This is a genomic window from Corynebacterium sp. 32222D000AT (genome assembly GCF_053546955.1).
The window spans coordinates 147,291-165,362 of record NZ_JBPPVW010000002.1 but is presented as its reverse complement, the minus strand read 5'-3'; the positions used below and the strand labels follow the sequence as shown (position 1 = coordinate 165,362).

Genomic DNA, 18,072 nt, shown 5'->3' with positions numbered 1-18,072 from the left:
GTGCCCCTGGCGGGAATCGAACCCGCACCAGCCGGTTGTAACACCCCCCGATCCGCTAGTTGGGATACAGGGAACAGCCGGCCCACACCAGTGAGCAGGAGCAAACATTTATATACGCGCCGCCCCGTTACCTCCCCTGGCTTCGCACACCAGGAGGTGTAGGTGCGTGCTCCCCTAGGTCATGGCGTTCTACTTGCCTTAAATGGCGTTCCAATCTCGCTCGCTAGGTTTACACACGCCCGTATCTATGACGGCGCTATCCACTATTCAGTTCTCGGTACAACATGGGCCTGTTAGCCCTGTGCGCTACCCGGGCCACGCTCCCAGGACGGACTACCTAGCGCTATTTGTGACTAAAACCGTGACGTTATTTCCGGGTACTCACGCACCCCCTATGTGACGATTAGTGACGAAACCTCAAGGCAAAATTGCCTTCTTCTATGCCGCGCTCTCTTCAACGGGGGCGAACTCCTGCGCCCACGCCGCGAACGTGAGAACTCCCGCGCTCTTCATCTCCAAAGCAATTTGCAAGGCACCTTGAACGGCTGCACCACGCGCGTTGTAGTCGCGCTCCCGGGCTCGCTGCTCCGTTTCTGCCCACATCTCAAAATCGTGATGGGTGGCGTGGGCGAGCTTGACCCTTTCCTTGACGATCTCTTCCTTGCCGGCCACCAACACCTTGTTCTCCAGAGAGATAGGCATATCGCCGTACATCGCCCAATCGATGGGTAACTGCCCGGTGGAATGGAAGTGGCGTAAGAGTCGATTCCCGCCCTTGGTTGCTTGCCCCTCCAGGTCGCGAGCGGCACGCCGCACATATGAACGGGCCGCAGCCTCCATGTCCTGTTCTGACAGATTAATGTGCAAACCGTCTGCGACATCATCTACCCACTGCTTTTCGCTTTCGCTGTAGCGATGCGGGCGGGCCTTATCTAATTGCTTGCGGAGAGTGGTGTGTAGATCCATGGCTAGTTGGCCTTCAGGTAGGTGGATTCGATTTCGAGGAACCGATGTGCAATTTCGGGGCGGGCGGCGTCGAGTACTTCTTGCCGTTCGGGCCATGTCGCCATGTCCAGGCCCCACTTGAAGTTGGTGACGAATGCTTCTAGGTAGCGGGCGTGCCGGTCGATGCGTTCCTGTTTTTCTCGGCGGGCTGCTTCCTCTTCTCGACGGCGGTCTTCCTCGGCTTGTCGGATTTCTTCGCGTTCTTCTTGGATTGCTGAGAAGGCGGCGCGCATGTTGCCGAATGCGCCTTCCGGCTTTGAATCGAGCCATTCCCGTGCGGCAGCGTCATTCTTGAAGAACTCTTGGGCGCGTTGTTCACGCTGCTTGGCCTGGCGCTCAGCTTCAACCTTCCGGGCCTCAGCCTGCTCACGGTCTTCCTTTTGGCGGCGCGCCTGCTCGTACTTCGCGTTCAGGCTGGCTTCCCCATCACGCACTTCAAGCAGGTGCGCCGGGCCAAGTTCGTCCAATACGAGACCGGCGTAGGAAAGGTTCTTAGCTACGGTCGCGTCCATATTTCCGGATTCGGAAGTATGTGTATTGCGAATCCACCTACCTGACTTCCGCTTTTCATGTCCAAGGATGAGAGCGGTAGATGCGGCGGCGATTTGAACCGTCATTGATTCACGGCGCCCGGTAGTATTCGCCCCGATGACGAACTCCTTGTAGTCATCATCGTCACCGGCGCGAGTCTCAAAGACAGGTTCCACGCCCACCTTTTCGCACGCTGCCAGGCGGTTGCGACCATCTAGCACTTCACCCTTTGGGGTGAGAACAATCGGGTGGATGAGACCGACAGCTGCGATAGACGAAGCCAGCTCCTCCAGCTCCTCTTCGCTCGCCATGGGGAAGGCATCAGCGTAGGGGTGATTCCCTTTGATTCGCATTAGAACTCCTCCTCCCATCCCTGGGCGGAAATAGTTTTCATGGTTTCGGCTAGTCCTGGGTCGTTGTCGATGATTTGTCCGATAATGGGGGCGATTCCACGGAAGGCATGGGCGAGCATGATTCCTGCGAGATCTGGCGATTGAGCAGTTCGGTTGATGTTTGCTAGCCATTCGTCAACGTCATCGTCGGTGCGGACAGCTGCGAGGAACTCGTACCCGTATTTCATGGCAATGACGGCCATTTCTCCCATGTCAGGGAGGGTGATGAATCCTGCAGGGGTACCATCTTCGTCGTGAGCGAGTGAGGCATTTTTGCGGGGGTCAAAGGGATGATTTTCAAACCAAGACTCACGGGCCTGTTCAATACTGCGGTCCATGGTGTATACTCCTTTTAAGTCTTTATCTTTGCTTTTGGTCCGGTGTTCCAGCACCGGGCTTTTTCTTATGCGGCCAGTTCTTCGGCCACGAGGATTTTGGAGGGGTTGGCTCCGAGTGCCGCTAATGCCTCGAGTACTGAAACTGTTGGCCTGCGGGTGTTTAGTGCCGTGGTCCAGGTCTTTCGATTCAAGTCTGTCTTTTCGGCTAATCCGGTCGTGGACGTAATGTGATGAAGTCGCTTCACTCGGTCGATTTCATCTAGAGAGAGTAGAAACATTCCCATTCCCTCCTTTCTTTCGGTCGGTATGTAACTTAATTTACACACCACACCAGCAACCGGCAAGTGTAATTACACGAATGGGGGAATGCTTAGTCTCATTTGAGCATGTAATCACCCATTCACTGGGTAATTTTTTACCCATTGTGCTAGCGTGTGAAACATGGAAATCAAGCAATGGCTTAGCGAAACCTCGCACCGCAGAATCACAGACCAAGAAGTCGCAGACATCCTCAAAATCACGCGCAAAACCGCAAACAAACGATTAAACGATGGCCTGCCCACAGACGATCTTCTTGCACTCTGCAAAGAATTCGGGATAAACCGCACACTCGCCCTAGTTGAGCTAGGCCACGTCCCGTACCAAGACGTGCTCGATTTCCTCGACTCAGACGGTGCTCTAGTAGCCACAGCCGATGAAGGCGAATTAGCTATAGAGCTTGCACGCCGGCTCAACCCCGCTACCCGCGCTAATGAGATAGACGAGTTGGCTTCTCGTCGTTCGGGTGCCCCCGTGTCCGATGCGCATGGTTCACTACCTGACGAGGATGACGGCACGGTCATGGACTGGGATGACAGTATCCCGCACGCCGCTGACTCCTCCCCCGACGAGCAAGCTGAGCGTGAGAAACGAGGTGAAGACTTGATTGATTAACGTCGAAGCCCTAATCGACGTGGCACAAGCCCGGGGCTACCGCATCCGGTGGCACCGCGGCGGGCCGAAAGCAGCATGGCTCCCCCACCGGAACGCCATCACCCTGCGCGTAGGCATGGACGACGTCACCACACTGTGCTCCCTAGCCCACGAGCTAGGCCACGCGCATTATGGTGACCCGCCCGGCCACCACGGGCCACACGAGCTACGTGCAGATAGGTTCGCCGCCCGCCTCCTCATCAACCCGGCAGACTACGCCACCACAGAAGCAATCTACGGACCACACCCCACCCTCCTAGCCCACGAGCTAGGCGTCACGGTCAAAGTCCTCAAAACTTGGCAATCCCTCTACGAAAGGCAAGCAGCATGAAGCGCCTAGTCCCCCTATTCTTTGCCCTACCCCTGATCCTGTCTGCGTGCCAGTCCGAAGACGCCCCAGCCCCGACAGAATCAACCACCAGCACGTCCTCGTCTGTAACGTCTAGTAGCTCTAGCGTGGCCTCCAACTCAGAGGAGTCGACCAGTGAGGATCCCGCGCAGGTGGACCAGGAACCGGAGGCCACCCCAGTGGAGGAGCAGGCCCCAGTCGAGGAGGCTCCGGCAGGCCCAACATTCGACCCGAACAGCGCCGACGGCTACGGCCCGAACCAGCAGCTTCCCCCACTGTGCGAGCGCTTCCCCAACGACCCTGATTGCGGCGGCTCGGTCAACAACTATGAATCCCCTGCCGACGCGGGCAAAACCGTCTCACACTGCGCAGAAGACGTCACGCTCTATCAACCAGGAACGACTTTCTTCACGGATGGGACCACTGGGTATACCGACGGGTGTTATCAGCAAATGATGGACGCTTTTACCTCGATGTACGGCCCAATTGAATAGAAAAAGACGGGGCGCCCTTGGCGTGCGATGGTCCAAGAGCGCCCCTAGTATTTCTCAAGATAGCCCTTTGCTGTCCTACAGCACCGGCTAGGAAGTGATTTTAGCATGGCTTCGATTAAAAAATACGAAACTTCTAAAGGCCACGCGTGGCGTGTTCAGTACCGCTCCCCTGACGGTAGGTCCAGGACGAAGCGGGGTTTTCGCACCAAGACTGAGGCCCAGGCGTGGGCTGACCAAAACGCGGTCCATATCAACACCCACGACTGGCTAGACCCGAACGCGGGCAAGGTCACTGTAGGAGAATTACACGCGGTGTGGGAGCCGACTTTAACGCGGCTTAAGCCGAAAACGCGTCATGATATGGCGGCTGTGTGGCGTAACCACGTGGAGCCGGCGTGGGGCGCGCGTGCCGCTATTTCTATTAAGCCGTCTGAGGTGCAGGCCTGGGTGTCTGGGCTAGATAGGTCAGCGTCGTTGGTGCGTCAGGCGCACGCGGTGCTTGCCCAGGTGCTGGATATGGCGGTTATGGATAAAGCAATTCGTGAGAACCCGGCGCGAGGTGTGCGTCTGCCGCGCAAGCAGAAGGCGGAGCAGGTGTTTTTGACTGCTGAGCAGCTAGGCGATCTTGCTGGCGAGTGCTCTCGGTATGGCGAGCTTGTGTGGCTACTCGGGACTGTAGGCCTGCGGTGGGGTGAGGCGGCTGCACTGCGTGCTCGGGACGTGAACGTTCTGCGGGGACGGATAAGGGTTGAGCGTAATGCGGTCACAGTTGGCCCGGAGGTTATTTTTGGCACGCCAAAGACTCATGAGCGGCGGGAGGTGTCTGTCCCTGCCGAGGTGATGGCGCTTTTGCATCCCCTGGTGGATTCTCGCGGGCCGGATGAGCTTTTGTGGCCTCGTCCGGACGGTTCTCCAATGAAACCTCCGACTCATGGGAAGTGGTATTACACGGCGTTGGAGCGGTGTATGGCGCGGGACCCTGGGTTTCCGCGTGTGACGCCTCATGGTCTGCGTCATGTGGCGGCGGGGCTGATGATTTCGGCCGGGGCTAATCCGAAGGTGGTGCAGCGTCAGCTTGGCCACGCATCAGCGGCGATGACGTTGGATACGTATTCGGCGTTGTGGGATGAGGATCTGGACGCGGTGGGGCGTGCTGTGGGAGAAAAGATTTCTGGTGTCGTCAAATTGTCGTCAAATGTGGGGTAGTTACGCCGTTTGCACTGGTTAAATGGGGTGTAGGTTACTGGTTCGAGCCCAGTTGGAGGAGCAACACAAGCCCGCTGTTTACAGCGGGCTTTTTCTTTTTTCCTAAGTACAGCGCTAGCCCGCGGCGAGTCAGGTATACGTAGAGATAGCCACACCGTCCACGACTGATGGCCAGGCAGGCAAGTCTCCCCTCTCCCTCCCCGAAAGGCTCCACCATGCGCCGCACACTTCCCCTAATTTTCGCCTCAGTTCTTCTCGTCAGCGCGTGCGGAGGCGAGCAAAACACTCCTTCCGAAAACCCCACTTCTGCCTCCTCTACTAGCAGTGCGTCCACAACCTCCAGCGAGAGCACCAAGCCAAGCACTTCACAGGTAACCAGTAAAGAACAGAGTTCCGAAGATCCTGCGGCACAGTCCCCAGATCCCGCAGCCTCAGCTACGGAACCGCAAGAGCCTTACGTTGTAGAGTGCCTCCCTGGAACGCCGGGCCCTTCGCTGATGTCGGACGGAACCACTCAACCTACTGACTTCTGCGCCAATCAAGAAGGCGCTGAAGAGTATCGCGAGGCCGAGGCCAACGCCGGACTTCCCGATCCCGCGACCATCCCCTACGCAGACGGGGGAACATGCCCTGCGGCAATTTGCGGATACGGCCACGATGAGAACGGCAACCCGAACCCCTCCAGTGGCGAAATACAAAGTTGGTGGATGAACTGCATTTCCACCAACTCGGAAGAATTCTGCCGAGCCAACGACCCCTACACGAATTAGGCCGCTTGCGACCTCCTCAGCAAGCCAGCAGGCTCCCCAGCTCGGATGAGGCGGTCGGCTGTGCACTAATCCCCCCGCGAAGCCAGAAATCAGGAATACAACCCCGCTGACGGTTTCTAGTCAAGGCATCCATGTTTACCCCGTAATCACCCCCGGTATAGGGCATTGTCGCAGCATAGGGGTTTGTGAAAGTGTTTGTGGGCAAACGTAGAGTGCAATAGACATATTCGCCTGGTTTCGGCGTGGGGGTAAAACGCAAAGTGGGTACGGCGTGGGTGTGGCTTCTATACACTGGGCCGTACGACCTTGGATTTCGCAGTCGCGCCTTCGCGGGTGAGCCAAGGAAGCTTTTCGCCGCGAGCCCGCAAGCGCGCTCAACACAGAAAGCAGGCCCATGACAGCAAGTGAACAACCTGATACCCGAATAGACCTCATCTGGTTGTCCGAACAAGACATGATCGACGCCGGCGTGACGGATGCCGCCAAGTGCGTCGAAACCATGGAAGAAACCCTCATCCTGCTCGACAAGGGTGACTACCGCATGGCTGGTGCCTCCGCCAACAGCCACGGCGCGCAGATCAACTTCCCCGATGACCCGGAGTTCGAGGGGATGCCGGCCAACGGCCCCGACCGCCGCTTCATGGCTATGCCGGCCTATATCGGCGGCCGTTTCAACAACACTGGCGTCAAGTGGTACGGCTCCAACGCGGACAACCGTAACCACGGGCTGCCGCGCTCCATCCACGTCTTCGTCCTCAACGACACGGTCACGGGCGCGCCAAAGGCCATCATGTCCGCGAATCTGCTCTCCGCCTACCGCACCGGCGCGGTCCCGGCCGTGGGCGTGAAGCACCTAGCCGTGGACAACGCCGAGGAAGTCGGCATCATCGGACCGGGCGTGATGTCGCGGACCATCCTGGCTTCCTCGATTACCCAGCGCCCGTCCATCAAGCGCGTCAAGATCAAGGGGCGCACGGCAGCCTCCACCGAGCGCACCGCGAACTACCTGCGCGAGCAGCACCCAGATATTGAGTTCACCGTCGTCGACAGCGAGCAGGAGGCGGTGGAAGGTTCCGATATCCTCATTGCGGGCACCTCGACCTCCCAGGACGGCCCGCAGGGCTTCCCGTACTTCAACAAGGACTGGCTCAAGCCCGGCGCGCTGGTGCTGGCCCCGGCCGCGGCCCGCTTCGACGACGACTTCGTGGCCTCCGGCGGTGCCCGCCTCGTCGTGGACTACAAGGGCCTGTACGCCGAGTGGTTCAACGAGAACGGCCCCGACGTGACCTACGAGCGTCTGCTCGGCATCCCCGGCAACCGCTGGTGGGACATGGTCCAGGAGGGCAAGCTGGAAGAGTCCGACATCGCCAATATCGGCGCCATCGCCGACGGCCAGGCACCCGGCCGCACTAACGACGAGGAGATCTTCTTCTACTCCATCGGCGGCATGCCCGTCGAGGACGTCGCGTGGGCCACGGACGTCCTCGACCAAGCCCGCGACAAGGGCCTGGGCACCCCGCTCAACCTCTGGGACGTGCCGGCGCTGTCCTAGAGCACCGGTGCCAGCCCAGCACCCATCTCTTTCCCATTATTTCTCATCCCCAACTACACCCTAAGGCGTGTTTTTTACAGTGAGCTTGCAAGCTTCCTCAGTCCACGATGTCATCGACTTCATCCAGGCGGAACAGGTCCGCTACCTCGATATTCGCTTCAGCGACGTGTTCGGCGCCGAGCACGCCCTGACCGTGCCCGCCCGCCTGCTGACGGAAGAGACCGCCCGGGAGGGCTTCGCCTTCGACGGCTCCTCCATCCCCGGTTTCGCCACCGTCGATAAGTCGGATATGACGCTCATCCCCGATCCGGGCACGGCGTACCTCGACCCGTTCCGCGCCCACAAGACGCTGAACATGCAGTTCTTCGTCCGGGATCCACTCTCCCAGGCCTCCTACTCCCGCGACCCGCGCTCCATCGCCCAGAAGGCGGAGGCCTACCTGCAGGAGACCGGCATCGCCGATACCTGCTCCATCGGCGCGGAGGCGGAGTTCTACGTCTTCGACTCGGTCCGCTACTCCTCCGGCGTGAACCACTCCTTCCACCAGGTCGACTCGGACGAGGGCTGGTGGCGCTCGGGCGAGGAAACCATGATGGACGGCAGCCCGAACCGCGGTAACCAGATCCGCATCAACGACGGCTACTTCCCGGTTGCGCCTTACGACAAGACCATCCCGGTGCGCGACGACATTGCCTACAACCTGGAGCTCATAGGCTTTGACGTCGAGCGTTTCCACCACGAGGTAGCCACGGGCGGCATCCAGGAGGTCAACTATCGCTTCGCCAACCTCCTCCGGGCCGGCGATGACATGCAGGCCTTCAAGTACGTGGTGCGCAATACCGCGGAAAGCCACGGGCAGACGGCCACCTTCATGCCCAAGCCCTTGGCCGGCGATGGCGGCTCCGGCATGCATGCCCACCAGTCGCTGTGGAAGGACGGCAAGCCGCTCTTTTACGACGAGACCGGGTATGCCGGCCTGTCCGACATCGCCCGCTACTACATCGGTGGGCTGCTCAAGCACGCACCGGCTGTGCTCGCGCTGACCAACCCCACGGTCAATTCCTACCGCCGTTTGTTCTCCGGCTTCGAAGCCCCGGTCAACCTGGCCTATTCCCAGTCCAACCGCTCCGCGGCCATCCGCATCCCCCTGACCGGCGAAAACCCGAAGGCCAAGCGTATCGAGTTCCGCGCCCCCGATCCTTCGGCCAACCCCTACCTGGCGTTTACCGCGCAGATGATGGCCGGCATCGACGGCATCCTCAACCGCATCGAGCCCGGCGAGCCGGTGGACAAGGACCTCTACGAGCTCTCCCCGCAAGAGCGCAAGGACATCCCCCAGGTCCCCCACTCCCTGGAGTCCTCGCTCGCGGCCCTCGAGGCCGACCACGAGTTCCTCACCGCCGGCGACGTCATGACCGAGGACTTCCTCGAGGCCTACGCCCGGCTCAAGTTCGACCGCGAAATCCTGCCCCTGCGGCAGGGCCCGTCCCCGAAGGAATTCGAGCTGTACTACAACGTCTAATTCCTGGGAGACTACCCTGGCCCTAGGTGTGCATTATCCCAGTTCAGTGGGTTATGGCACAGCCGAAAAGCAAATTTGTAGTTAAGAAGCAAACGCCCCACTTTTTCAAGTGGGGCGTCGCGATAAGTACGGTAAGTATTGCGGTTTGGGATCCGCTTTTCATGGGTAATGAGTCTGAGACTCGGCCCATCGGGCGCTTGCTTCTAGTCTGAGACTAAGGCTTCAGCGCCTGATTGGATCATACCCCACCCCTAAGTTCTGTCAAGGACAGCTCATGGCTTGTTTGGAGTTTCAGCAGGTCGGTTCGACAATCGTTGAAACACGTTTCGCCTAGTGCAGCCGCAATGTCTTTCGCCAATCGTGTCTTCGGTGTTTTGTCGTCGAGAAAATGCCCCAACCCATTGTCTTCAATTATCTTTCTCGCGTGAAATACCGCGCTAGCCAACAAATCGGCGATTTGCAGTGGAGGGCAGGTCCTAGAATCGAAACTAACTGCGGTGACCACTCGCTTGTTTCCAAATCTCTTATTTAAACCGGCAGCAAGCTCATCACCATACGAAATCCTTTCTGGGACATCAATGTGATCTACCATCAGCACACTCACTTCGCGCCGAGTTATAAGCCCTCGAAGCAACCGGTCGGTGGCGAAGCGGTGCCCCTGCCATTGATCCCTGTTAGACCACGGGTCAAAATGCCGTTTATCTAAAACAAACGCTCCAAAGGTGCACCCTGCTGACACTGCTTCCGAAAATAGTTCGGCAAGTATCGGCTCGGAACTCTTTGTCACCTTAGAAAACTTGATTTCTTCGGCTTTCGTAAAACTATTTCTATCGCGACAGGCTTTGATAGCTCTAGAGAGCTTATCCGGATCAGTAGTCCTCACCGCTGCTGTCACAAAGTGTTTCCCGAGAGAGCCCTTACTCCCAGCCTCATCCACAAAGTACGCTACCCCCTCTGTAGACAAGGGGAGATGGACTTGAGGAGGGCTCTTGGGAGACAAGCTATCCATGAGTTCAGTTACCGAAGCCGTTCGGATCGAATTGTGTATTCTACCGATCCTGAAACTCGGCAACCTCCACCACCAGCAAAATCCGCCCTGGGGTGTTCTCCCAGGGCGGCGCAAAAAGCCGCTAGTCCTGCGGGAAAAGCCCCTTGGCGGCGCTCAGCTGCGTGGCGGGCTGGCTGGGATCGGCCGGGGCATCATCGTCCGGCAGGAGGCCGGGGCGGACGTACTCGTCGGCGGCGTCGACGAATTCCTGCGGCGGGGCGAAGAAGTTCGCGCCCGTCAGCGGGGTGGAAAAGTCGAGGATGCGGTCGTAGTTGCCGCGGGGCTCGCCCAGGAACATGCGGCGCAGCATCAGCTCGGTCACGCGAACGTCGTTGGCGTAGCTCATGAAGAAGGTGCCCTGCTCGCCGGTGCCCTTGCCGAAGGCCAGGTTGTCGCGGACGATCTCCAGGGAGTTGCCGTCGACGTCCTCCACAGAGTTCAGGAAGACGTGGCTGTTGTGCGGCTTATCGGCGTCGTCGAACTCGATGTCCTCGGCCTTGGTGCGGCCGATGACGCGCTGCTGCTCTTCGACGCCGATTTCCTCCCAGTCCTTCAGGTTGTGGGTGTATTTCTGCTCCACGATGTAGCTGCCGCCGGCCCACTGGCCCTCAGCAATCAGGGCGGCGTCGGCGCCGGCGCGTCCCTGAGGGGACTCGGTGCCGTCCACGAAGCCCAGCGGATCGCGGAAGTCCATGTAGCGGAAGGCGTGCACCTCGTCGAGGGTTTCCACCTCGTCGCCCAGAAGCCCCTTGATGCGGCGGGTGAGCTCGAAGGCGCGGTCGAATTCGTCCGAGCGGATGTGGAAGAACAGGTCCCCGCCCGTCGAGGGCGCGGAGTGCTTGTCACCCTCCAGCGGCACGAAGTCGTGCAGCCCCTCCGGCTTCGGCGCGGTCGACGGGTCGAAAAGCCGGTCCCACAGCTGGGAGCCAATACCCACCACGGCGCTCAGGTGCGAATGCGGATCGCGGAAGCTGACGCCATCGACGGTGCCGGACAGGCCGGTCAGGGCATCGATAGCCGCCTGCTCCTGGCCTTCGGGCACCTTGAGGTTGATAAAGAATGCCACCTTGGTCTGCGGCAGGATGATCGTCTGGGAAAGCTCATGGGGTTGCATGTTCCCCAGTATAGAAGGTCGCGCGCGCCCCAACCGGCGGAACGCGGGGGCGAATTCCGCCGCGGGGCGGCCGCACCCTAGTCCGCGGCGGACGGCGCGAAGTCCGGCAGGCACTCGCCCAGGCCGAACAGGTTCGCGATGGCCGCGACCGAGCGCGCCGCGCCCTGGCCGTCGCCGTAGGGGTTGACCGCATTCGCCATGGCGGCGTAGGCGGCGTCGTCCTCGAGCAGGAGGCGCGCCTCCGCGGTGATGAGGTCGCGGTCGGTGCCGACCAGCTTGACGGTGCCTGCCACGACGGCCTCGGGGCGCTCAGTATTCGAGCGCATCACCAGCACGGGCTTGCCCAGCGCCGGGGCCTCCTCCTGGACTCCGCCGGAGTCGGTCAGGATGATGCTCGCGCGGTTCTGCAGCTGGGTGAACTGGTCGTACGGCAGCGGGTCCGTGATGATGACGTTGTCCAGATTTTCGACCTCCGGCAGCACCGCCTGGCGCACCTTCGGGTTCAGGTGCAACGGCAGGACGAAGTAAGTGTCTGAATATTCACCCGCCAGGTCCGCGACCGCGTCGCCGATATTCTTCATCGCGTCCAGGTTCTCCCGGCGGTGGGTGGTCACCACGACCAGGCGCTTATCGGTGGCCGCGGCGGCCTGCAGCGCCGGATCGACAAACTCGGTGTCCCAGCCGGCGGCCTCGAGCAGCGCGTCGATGACGGTGTTGCCCGTGACCACGATGTCCTTGCTGCGGAAATTCTCCTTGCGCAGGTTTTCCATCGCACCCTCGGTCGGCGCCAGGTGCAGCGCCGCGACCTGCCCGATGATCCGACGGTTGGCCTCCTCCGGGAACGGGGAGGAGATATCGCCGGTCCGCAGGCCGGCCTCCAGGTGGATCACCTTGACGCCGCGGTGGAAACCGGCCAGCGCCGCGGCCATCGCGGTGGAGGTATCCCCCTGGGAGATGATCGCGTCCGGGTTCTCCTTGGAGATCACCTCGTCCAGGCCCACCAACGCCCGGGAGACCAATTCGTTCAAGCCCTGCCCCGGCTTCATCAGGCCCAGATCGTGAGCTGGGGAGATCCCGAACATGGAGTTGACCTGCTCGAGCATTTCCTTGTGCTGGCCGGTGGATACCGGCACGGATTCAAAGCGATCATCCTGGTCGAGGGCCTTGATGACCGGCGCCACCTTGATGGCTTCTGGGCGGGTACCGTAGACCGTCATGATCTTCGGGGCAGGCATTACGCTCCTTTAGCGAATTTAGGAATACAAAAATGAGTGTGTTTACCTGTAAGGACATTACCGAGGATCAAACAATCCCGCTACCGCTACGGCACCCGCAATGGTGTGAATTTCCCGCGCGCTCCCCCGCCACGCGGGCCCCCGCCCTGCCCTCGGCGGGGTTAGTTAGGCTGATTCCTGTGAACACGCCAGCAGCAAAGCGGCCCACGCCACGCCTGCTGCGGCCTCATTTGTCGCCGGCACGGCCGGCACCATTCCCATGTCCACACCCTAAATATATAGTGCTCAATGCATATACGGAAGACTAAGAAAACACTTCGCCCTCCCCACCCCCGTTCGGGCGGGAAGGGAAAATGGGTAGGCTAGGAACGTAAAAAGCACCACACCTATCGCCGATTTTCGCAAGGGAGTAATTTACCGCCCATGATTCAGTTCGTTGTTGGCGCCGCAGCCGGGTACGTCTTCGGCACTAAGGCCGGCCGCAAGCGTTATCACCAGATCAAGGGTGCCTACCAGAAGGCCGTCAATTCCCCCGCCACCAAGTCCGCCCTGCGGTCTGCGCGCAAGGCCGTGGCCAACCGCCTCGACCCGGAACCGCGCATGCGCGAGGTCAAGGACCTGCGTTCCCGCGGCTCCCGGTCCGCTGCGCAGCCCGATATCCCCCGGGACCGCATCTACGAACCCGACGAGGACTAGCCTCGCTCTACCTCGATTAGCCGTGCAAGAGCGCGGGCCCGTGCGGCCCGCGCTTTTTCTATGCCTTATTCACGTCACCCAGCCGGCGGGAGGCAGGGGTTCGGGGGTGCTTTTGAAGGTGCGCTGGGAGTGCTTTGGGTGCGCGTTGGGTGAGCTACAGCGCCCGCTCGTTGAGCTCGCGGCGGGCTTGTTCCAGGGCCACCAGATCGGCGAAGAGGCTGTTGTAGGCGCGCTCGTCGTCGCTGGGGCGCATGCGGCCTAGGCGGGCCTTGAGCTGGGCGATCTGGTCGGCCACGCGGGATTCCTGCAGGCGGGACAGCACGGAGTCGGCGTAGCTTTCCAGCGGGATATCGCCGGTGGGCAGGATGGTTTCCACGGCCAGCTCCGAGACGAAGTTGCGGCCGGTCAGATCGCGCATCTGGCCGGCGACGACGGCGAGCCACTCGACGTTGGGCAGCTGCGCGCCGCGCACGGCGCCGCCCTCGGCGGCGATGGCCTCCCGCACTATCCGGTAGGCGTCGTTGGTATAGGAGTCCGCCGGCAGGCTGTCGAAGTACTCGCCCACCACGGCCGGGTGCTGGAGGGCCAGCTTGAGGGCCTCGCGCTGCGGCCACAGGTGGGTCTCGTTGGGGCTGGGCGGGCGGATGGCCGGCACGTCCTGCTGGGCGGGCTGGGCCTGCGCGTGGTCGAAGCGCTTGGCCTGCATCACCGGCTTGCGCTGGGCGTTGGAGCGGTTATCCCGGGCGGCCTGCTCGACCTGGTGCATGACCTCTTCCGGATCCGGCCAGCCCACCCAGCCGGCCAGGCGGCGGGCGTATTCGCGCTGCAGGGGCTTGTCGCGGATCTGCGCGACGACGGGGACCGCGCGGCGCAGGGCCTGCAGGCGGCCCTCGGCGGTATCAATCCGGTAGCCGGAAATCAGCGACTCGATGACGAACTCGAACATCGGGATACGGTCGGCGACCAGCTCGCGCACGGCGGCATCGCCGCGCTTGAGCCGCAGATCGCACGGGTCCATCCCGTCCGGGGCGATGGAGACGAAGGACTGGCCGGTGAATTTCTGCTCGCCCTCGAAGGCGCGTAGGGCAGCCTTCTGCCCGGCCTCGTCGCCGTCGAAGGTGTAGATGAGCTCGCCGTTGAAATAGCTGTCGTCCAGCATGAGGCGCCGCAGCAGCTGCAGGTGCTCCCCGCCAAACGCCGTGCCGCAGGAGGCGACCGCGTTGGGCACCCCGGCGGCGTACATGGCCATCACGTCCGTGTAGCCCTCCACGATGACGGCCTGGCGCTGCTTGGCGATGCTCGACTTCGCCACGTCCAGCCCGAAGAGCACCTTGGACTTGTGGTAGAGCATGGTCTCCGGGGTGTTCATGTACTTGCCCAGGTTGTCGTCATCGAAGAGCTTGCGCGCGCCAAAGCCGATGACGTTGCCGGCCATGTCCTTGATCGGCCACAGCAGGCGGCGGTGGAAGCGGTCGATGGGGCCGCGCCGGCCCATCTTGGACAGCCCGGCGGCCTCCAACTCCTCGTAGTCGAAGCCCATACGCAGCAGGTATTTAGTCAGCGTATCCCAGCCGTCCGGGGCGTAGCCGCACTCGAAGTCGTAGATGACCTGCTGGGAAAAGCCGCGGTCGAGCAGGAAGTTGCGGGCCGTGGCGGCCTCCGGGGTCTCCAGCTGCTGGCGGTAGAACTCGTGCGCGGCTTTGTTGGCCTGGATAAGGCGCTGGCGGGTGCCCGGTTTCACGTCGCGGGCGCCGGTGGTCCCGCCCTGGTAGTTGATGTGGTAGCCGATCTTCTGCGCGACGGCTTCGACGGCCTCCGGGAAGCTGAGCTGTTCCATCTCCATGAGGAAGGTGAACACGTCGCCGCCCTTGCCCGTGGAAAAGCAGTGGAAATAGCCGCGCTGGGGGCGCACGTGGAAGGACGGGGTCTTTTCGTCCTTGAAGGGAGACAGGCCTTTCATGGAGTCGTGCCCCGCCGGTTTGAGCTGGACGTATTCGCCCACGATCTCCTCAATCGGTGCACGCTCTCGGATCTGCTGAATATCGCTTTCCGGAATCCTGCCTCGCGCCATGTGTAATAGCGTACCCAGCACCGCAAACCGGCGCCCAATTTCGGTATCGGCTGGCACACCTGTTACAACTTAAAGCCATGGCGAAAAGCGGTAGCTCCCAAAAATCGTGGCCGGTGGCCTTAGGCGGGCTCGCGGTGGTTCTCATCGCGGGCTATTTCGGCCTGGACTTAGGCGGTAACTCCGGCGCGGGTTCGGGTGCGCAGACCGGTTCCGGCGGCGCGGGGAGTTCGGAGGCTGCCGTGTCGGCCGAGAATGACACCTGCGAGCTGTCTACCCTGCCGGCCGAGGCCGCCGAGACCGTGGAGACCATCCAGGCCGGCGGGCCCTACCCGCACCCGGACAACGACAACCAGCGCTTCGGCAACTACGAGGGCGTGCTGCCGGACCAGGCCTCCGACTACTACCGCGAGTACACCGTGGAGACCCCGGGGTTAAACCACCGCGGCGAGCGCCGGATCGTGACCGGCGGCGGCAGCGAGACCGACCCCGAGCACTGGTACTACGCCTCCGACCACTACGAAAGCTTCTGCGAGATCCCAGATGCCGAACACTAAACGCGTACTGATCACGGACCACCTGCGCAGCGAGGCCGACTTCTACCGGGCGCTGGGCAACCTGCGCCAGGCCGGCGAGCGCCCCGCCCCGCGCAACCTTAACGCCCTGGCCGACTTCCTGCGCGAGCTCGGCCTGGATTCCATCGTCTGCGCGAACTGGTGCCTGCCCGAGGCCGACTCGCGGCGCCTGCGCCGGGTCCTCGACGACCTCGGCGTGCGCCTGCTGCGCTAGCGGCGCCTAATCGTAGAAGCCGGCCAGGTCCGCGGACTGGCGGGCTAGTCGCTCCAGGCGGGACTCGGTCATGGACGCGATCTGGTCCACGATGACGCGGCAGCGCTGCGCCGGGGTCTCGGCCTGGTCGTACCAGAGCCTGAACATCGGGTCCAGCGCCCCCGGCGCGCCGGCGGTCAGGTAGTCGAAGACGCGGTAGATCCGCTCGCGCTGCCTGTCCTGGCGGGCCAGGTGGGTCGGCTCGTCCATGACGTAGAGGACCGCGATGGTCTTCAGCAGCCGCACCTCCGCATCCGCCAGGGGCGGGACCACCAGGCGGCCGTGCTGGCGGCCCAGCTGGTTGTTATCCAGCAGGTCCGCGTTGTGCGCGCGGGTGGCGTCCACGGTCGCGCCGACGTAGCGGCCCACCAGCTCCGAGGTCAGCTGCTTGAGCGCGACGTAGTCGTCCAGGGTGTGGTTGAAGTCCGCGGCGCGGTTGACCACCGGCAGGCGGCGCAGGGAATCGGCGGCGGCGAGCAGCTCCTCGGCCGTGCCGCCGAAGGCGTGGGCGCCCTTGTCGGCCAGGGCGGCTAGCTCCACCAGGTCCCAGAGCACCTGCAGGGAGATGCGCCCGGAGACCACCCCGTCCTCGACGTCGTGGACGGAATAGGCGATATCGTCCGAAAAATCTATGGCCTGGGCCTCCATGGAGGGCAGGTCGTCGGTGTGGCCGGCGCGCAGCCACTCGAGCGTGGCCACGTCCTCGTCGTAGCAGCCGTATTTACGGTTGGTCGTACCGTCCGGGTTGGTCTTGGTGCGCGGGTATTTGCAGGCCGCGTCCAGGGCCGCGCGCGTCAGGTTGAGCCCGTAGGAGGTCTGGCTTTCCGCGCCGGTGCCCAGAATCTTCGGCTCCAGGAAGCTCAGGATGCGCAGGGTCTGCGCGTTGCCCTCGAAGCCGCCGCAGTCCGCGGCGACCTCGTTGAGCGCGTTCTCGCCGTTGTGCCCGTAGGGCGGGTGGCCGATGTCGTGGGTCAGGCCGGCCATGTCGCACAGGTCCGGGTCCAGCCCCAGCCCGGCCCCGATGCCGCGGGCGATCTGAGCGACCTCCAGCGAGTGGGTCAGCCGCGTGCGCGGGGTGTCCCCGTCGTGGGGGCCGACCACCTGGGTCTTGTCCGCCAGGCGGCGCAGCGCGGCCGAGTGCAGCACGCGGGCGCGGTCGCGGGCGAAGGCGCCGCGGTGGTCGGCATCGGCAGCACTGCCGGAAGGAAAGCTCGAGCCCTTGGTCCCTTCCGGGCTGCGGCGCTCACGGTCGACGGGTTGGTAGCTATAGGTCACCCTGCCAGTCTAAACGCCGGGCCGGGCCGCGGCCGGTTGGCTAATCGGCGCGTAGGAAATGGTTCCGGCGGGCGCGCGAGGGCCGCAGGCGATTTTCGATGCCGTGCAGCACCCCGCGCAGCTGCCGCGCCCGGCGGGCACCTACGGTCATCTCCGCGCCGAGGACGGCCAGTCCCCCGCCCTCGTGGGCGGCGGCGCGCCACCAGGAACGGTGCGGGAAGCGCTGCGGGCAGTCGCGCGCCCCGCAGGTGCGAGCGCGCAGGCCGGCCCGGCGGGCCAGGGCGGCGGTCCGCGCGCGGTGGAGCGGATCGGTGACGATGACGCCGGCGCCCAGCCCGCGCGCGGAGACCTCGCGGGCCAGCGCGGCCAGGGAGCCGGCCGTGTCGTTGCCCTCGGCCAGGGCCGTGACCCGGGCGCTGTCGATGCCGCCGGCCACCATGTCCCGGGCCGCCACGCCGGCCTCGGTGAAGCGATCTCCGGGCAGGTTGCCGCCCAGGGTGAAAACCGCGGCCGCCGGGTGCGCGTGGGCGAGCTGGGTGGCGGTGGCGATGCGCGCGGCGAGCACCCGGGAGGCCACGCCGTCGTATTGCGCGGTGCCCAGGACCGCGATCCAGGCCGGCGCGCCGGCTGAGCGGGAAGGTTGTGCTGCGGCTGGTTTCACCGTGCCCAGTATGCCA

The 18,072-nt window shown here is 62.7% G+C and carries 18 protein-coding genes; 9 read left to right on the top strand and 9 right to left on the bottom strand.

Annotated elements, in window-relative coordinates; all coding sequences use genetic code 11:
- Positions 1-438 precede the first annotated feature (438 nt).
- The 3 genes from ACEE23_RS01840 to ACEE23_RS01830 are packed head-to-tail and all read right to left on the bottom strand — an operon-like array spanning position 439 to position 2,266.
- Positions 439-966 carry a hypothetical protein gene (locus tag ACEE23_RS01840; RefSeq protein ID WP_448871703.1) on the bottom strand — a complete coding sequence of 176 codons (528 nt, stop codon included), beginning with the start codon at positions 964-966 and terminating at the stop codon, positions 439-441.
- Between the two features lie 2 nt (positions 967-968).
- Positions 969-1,889 (bottom strand): ParB N-terminal domain-containing protein, encoded by a 921-nt coding sequence (locus tag ACEE23_RS01835; RefSeq protein ID WP_448871705.1) that lies wholly within the window; start codon positions 1,887-1,889, stop codon positions 969-971.
- Positions 1,889-2,266: a hypothetical protein gene (locus ACEE23_RS01830; protein ID WP_448871707.1), complete on the bottom strand. Its 378-nt coding sequence runs from the start codon at positions 2,264-2,266 to the stop codon at positions 1,889-1,891. Before ACEE23_RS01830 ends, ACEE23_RS01835 begins: the two co-directional genes overlap by 1 nt.
- 441 nt (positions 2,267-2,707) lie before the next feature.
- On the opposite strand from ACEE23_RS01830, the gene ACEE23_RS01825 reads away from it, so the two are divergent.
- The 6 genes from ACEE23_RS01825 (at position 2,708) to glnA (ending at position 9,131) form a co-directional block, all read left to right on the top strand.
- Positions 2,708-3,199: a hypothetical protein gene (locus ACEE23_RS01825; RefSeq protein ID WP_448871709.1), complete on the top strand. Its 492-nt coding sequence runs from the start codon at positions 2,708-2,710 to the stop codon at positions 3,197-3,199.
- 19 nt (positions 3,200-3,218) lie between these two features.
- Positions 3,219-3,569: an ImmA/IrrE family metallo-endopeptidase gene (locus ACEE23_RS01820; RefSeq protein WP_448871711.1), complete on the top strand. Its 351-nt coding sequence runs from the start codon at positions 3,219-3,221 to the stop codon at positions 3,567-3,569.
- A gap of 125 nt (positions 3,570-3,694) precedes the next feature.
- Positions 3,695-4,081: a hypothetical protein gene (locus ACEE23_RS01815; protein WP_448871713.1), complete on the top strand. Its 387-nt coding sequence runs from the start codon at positions 3,695-3,697 to the stop codon at positions 4,079-4,081.
- 105 nt (positions 4,082-4,186) lie between these two features.
- Positions 4,187-5,287: a tyrosine-type recombinase/integrase gene (locus ACEE23_RS01810; protein ID WP_448871715.1), complete on the top strand. Its 1,101-nt coding sequence runs from the start codon at positions 4,187-4,189 to the stop codon at positions 5,285-5,287.
- A gap of 1,164 nt (positions 5,288-6,451) precedes the next feature.
- Positions 6,452-7,609, top strand: a complete 1,158-nt coding sequence (locus ACEE23_RS01805; protein WP_368520260.1) for a tyramine oxidase subunit B — start codon at positions 6,452-6,454, stop codon at positions 7,607-7,609.
- A 79-nt stretch (positions 7,610-7,688) separates the two neighbouring features.
- Positions 7,689-9,131, top strand: coding sequence for a type I glutamate--ammonia ligase (gene glnA, locus ACEE23_RS01800; protein WP_409338341.1), 1,443 nt, complete (start codon positions 7,689-7,691; stop codon positions 9,129-9,131).
- Between the two features lie 238 nt (positions 9,132-9,369).
- Here glnA and ACEE23_RS01795 read toward each other — a convergent pair whose 3' ends face one another.
- From ACEE23_RS01795 to wecB, 3 genes are all read right to left on the bottom strand, one after another.
- Positions 9,370-10,140, bottom strand: a complete 771-nt coding sequence (locus ACEE23_RS01795; protein ID WP_448871717.1) for a DUF3800 domain-containing protein — start codon at positions 10,138-10,140, stop codon at positions 9,370-9,372.
- A 121-nt stretch (positions 10,141-10,261) separates the two neighbouring features.
- The gene (locus tag ACEE23_RS01790; RefSeq protein ID WP_368520262.1) at positions 10,262-11,293 is read right to left on the bottom strand and encodes a Dyp-type peroxidase; all 1,032 of its coding nucleotides are present in this window, start codon (positions 11,291-11,293) and stop codon (positions 10,262-10,264) included.
- Positions 11,294-11,370: 77 nt separating this feature from the next.
- Positions 11,371-12,528, bottom strand: a complete 1,158-nt coding sequence (gene wecB / locus ACEE23_RS01785) for a non-hydrolyzing UDP-N-acetylglucosamine 2-epimerase (RefSeq protein WP_368520263.1) — start codon at positions 12,526-12,528, stop codon at positions 11,371-11,373.
- A gap of 423 nt (positions 12,529-12,951) precedes the next feature.
- On the opposite strand from wecB, the gene ACEE23_RS01780 reads away from it, so the two are divergent.
- Entirely contained in the window at positions 12,952-13,224 is a 273-nt protein-coding gene (locus ACEE23_RS01780; protein WP_368520264.1) for a hypothetical protein, read from the top strand.
- Between the two features lie 154 nt (positions 13,225-13,378).
- Here the strand turns inward: ACEE23_RS01780 and dnaG are convergent, their stop codons facing one another.
- Entirely contained in the window at positions 13,379-15,295 is a 1,917-nt protein-coding gene (gene dnaG, locus ACEE23_RS01775) for a DNA primase (RefSeq protein ID WP_368521667.1), read from the bottom strand.
- A gap of 77 nt (positions 15,296-15,372) precedes the next feature.
- Between dnaG and ACEE23_RS01770 the strand changes: the two genes are divergently transcribed.
- Together ACEE23_RS01770 and ACEE23_RS01765 are read left to right on the top strand one after the other, a co-directional pair.
- On the top strand, positions 15,373-15,849 hold the full coding sequence (locus ACEE23_RS01770) for a ribonuclease domain-containing protein (RefSeq protein WP_368520266.1): 477 nt from the start codon (positions 15,373-15,375) through the stop codon (positions 15,847-15,849).
- Entirely contained in the window at positions 15,836-16,081 is a 246-nt protein-coding gene (locus tag ACEE23_RS01765; protein ID WP_368520267.1) for a hypothetical protein, read from the top strand. The genes ACEE23_RS01770 and ACEE23_RS01765 overlap by 14 nt, the downstream gene beginning before the upstream one ends.
- A 6-nt stretch (positions 16,082-16,087) precedes the next feature.
- Here ACEE23_RS01765 and ACEE23_RS01760 read toward each other — a convergent pair whose 3' ends face one another.
- Together ACEE23_RS01760 and ACEE23_RS01755 are read right to left on the bottom strand one after the other, a co-directional pair.
- Positions 16,088-17,395, bottom strand: coding sequence for a deoxyguanosinetriphosphate triphosphohydrolase (locus ACEE23_RS01760; protein ID WP_448871721.1), 1,308 nt, complete (start codon positions 17,393-17,395; stop codon positions 16,088-16,090).
- Positions 17,396-17,435: 40 nt separating this feature from the next.
- The gene (locus ACEE23_RS01755; RefSeq protein WP_368520269.1) at positions 17,436-18,056 is read right to left on the bottom strand and encodes a YdcF family protein; all 621 of its coding nucleotides are present in this window, start codon (positions 18,054-18,056) and stop codon (positions 17,436-17,438) included.
- Positions 18,057-18,072 lie beyond the last annotated feature (16 nt).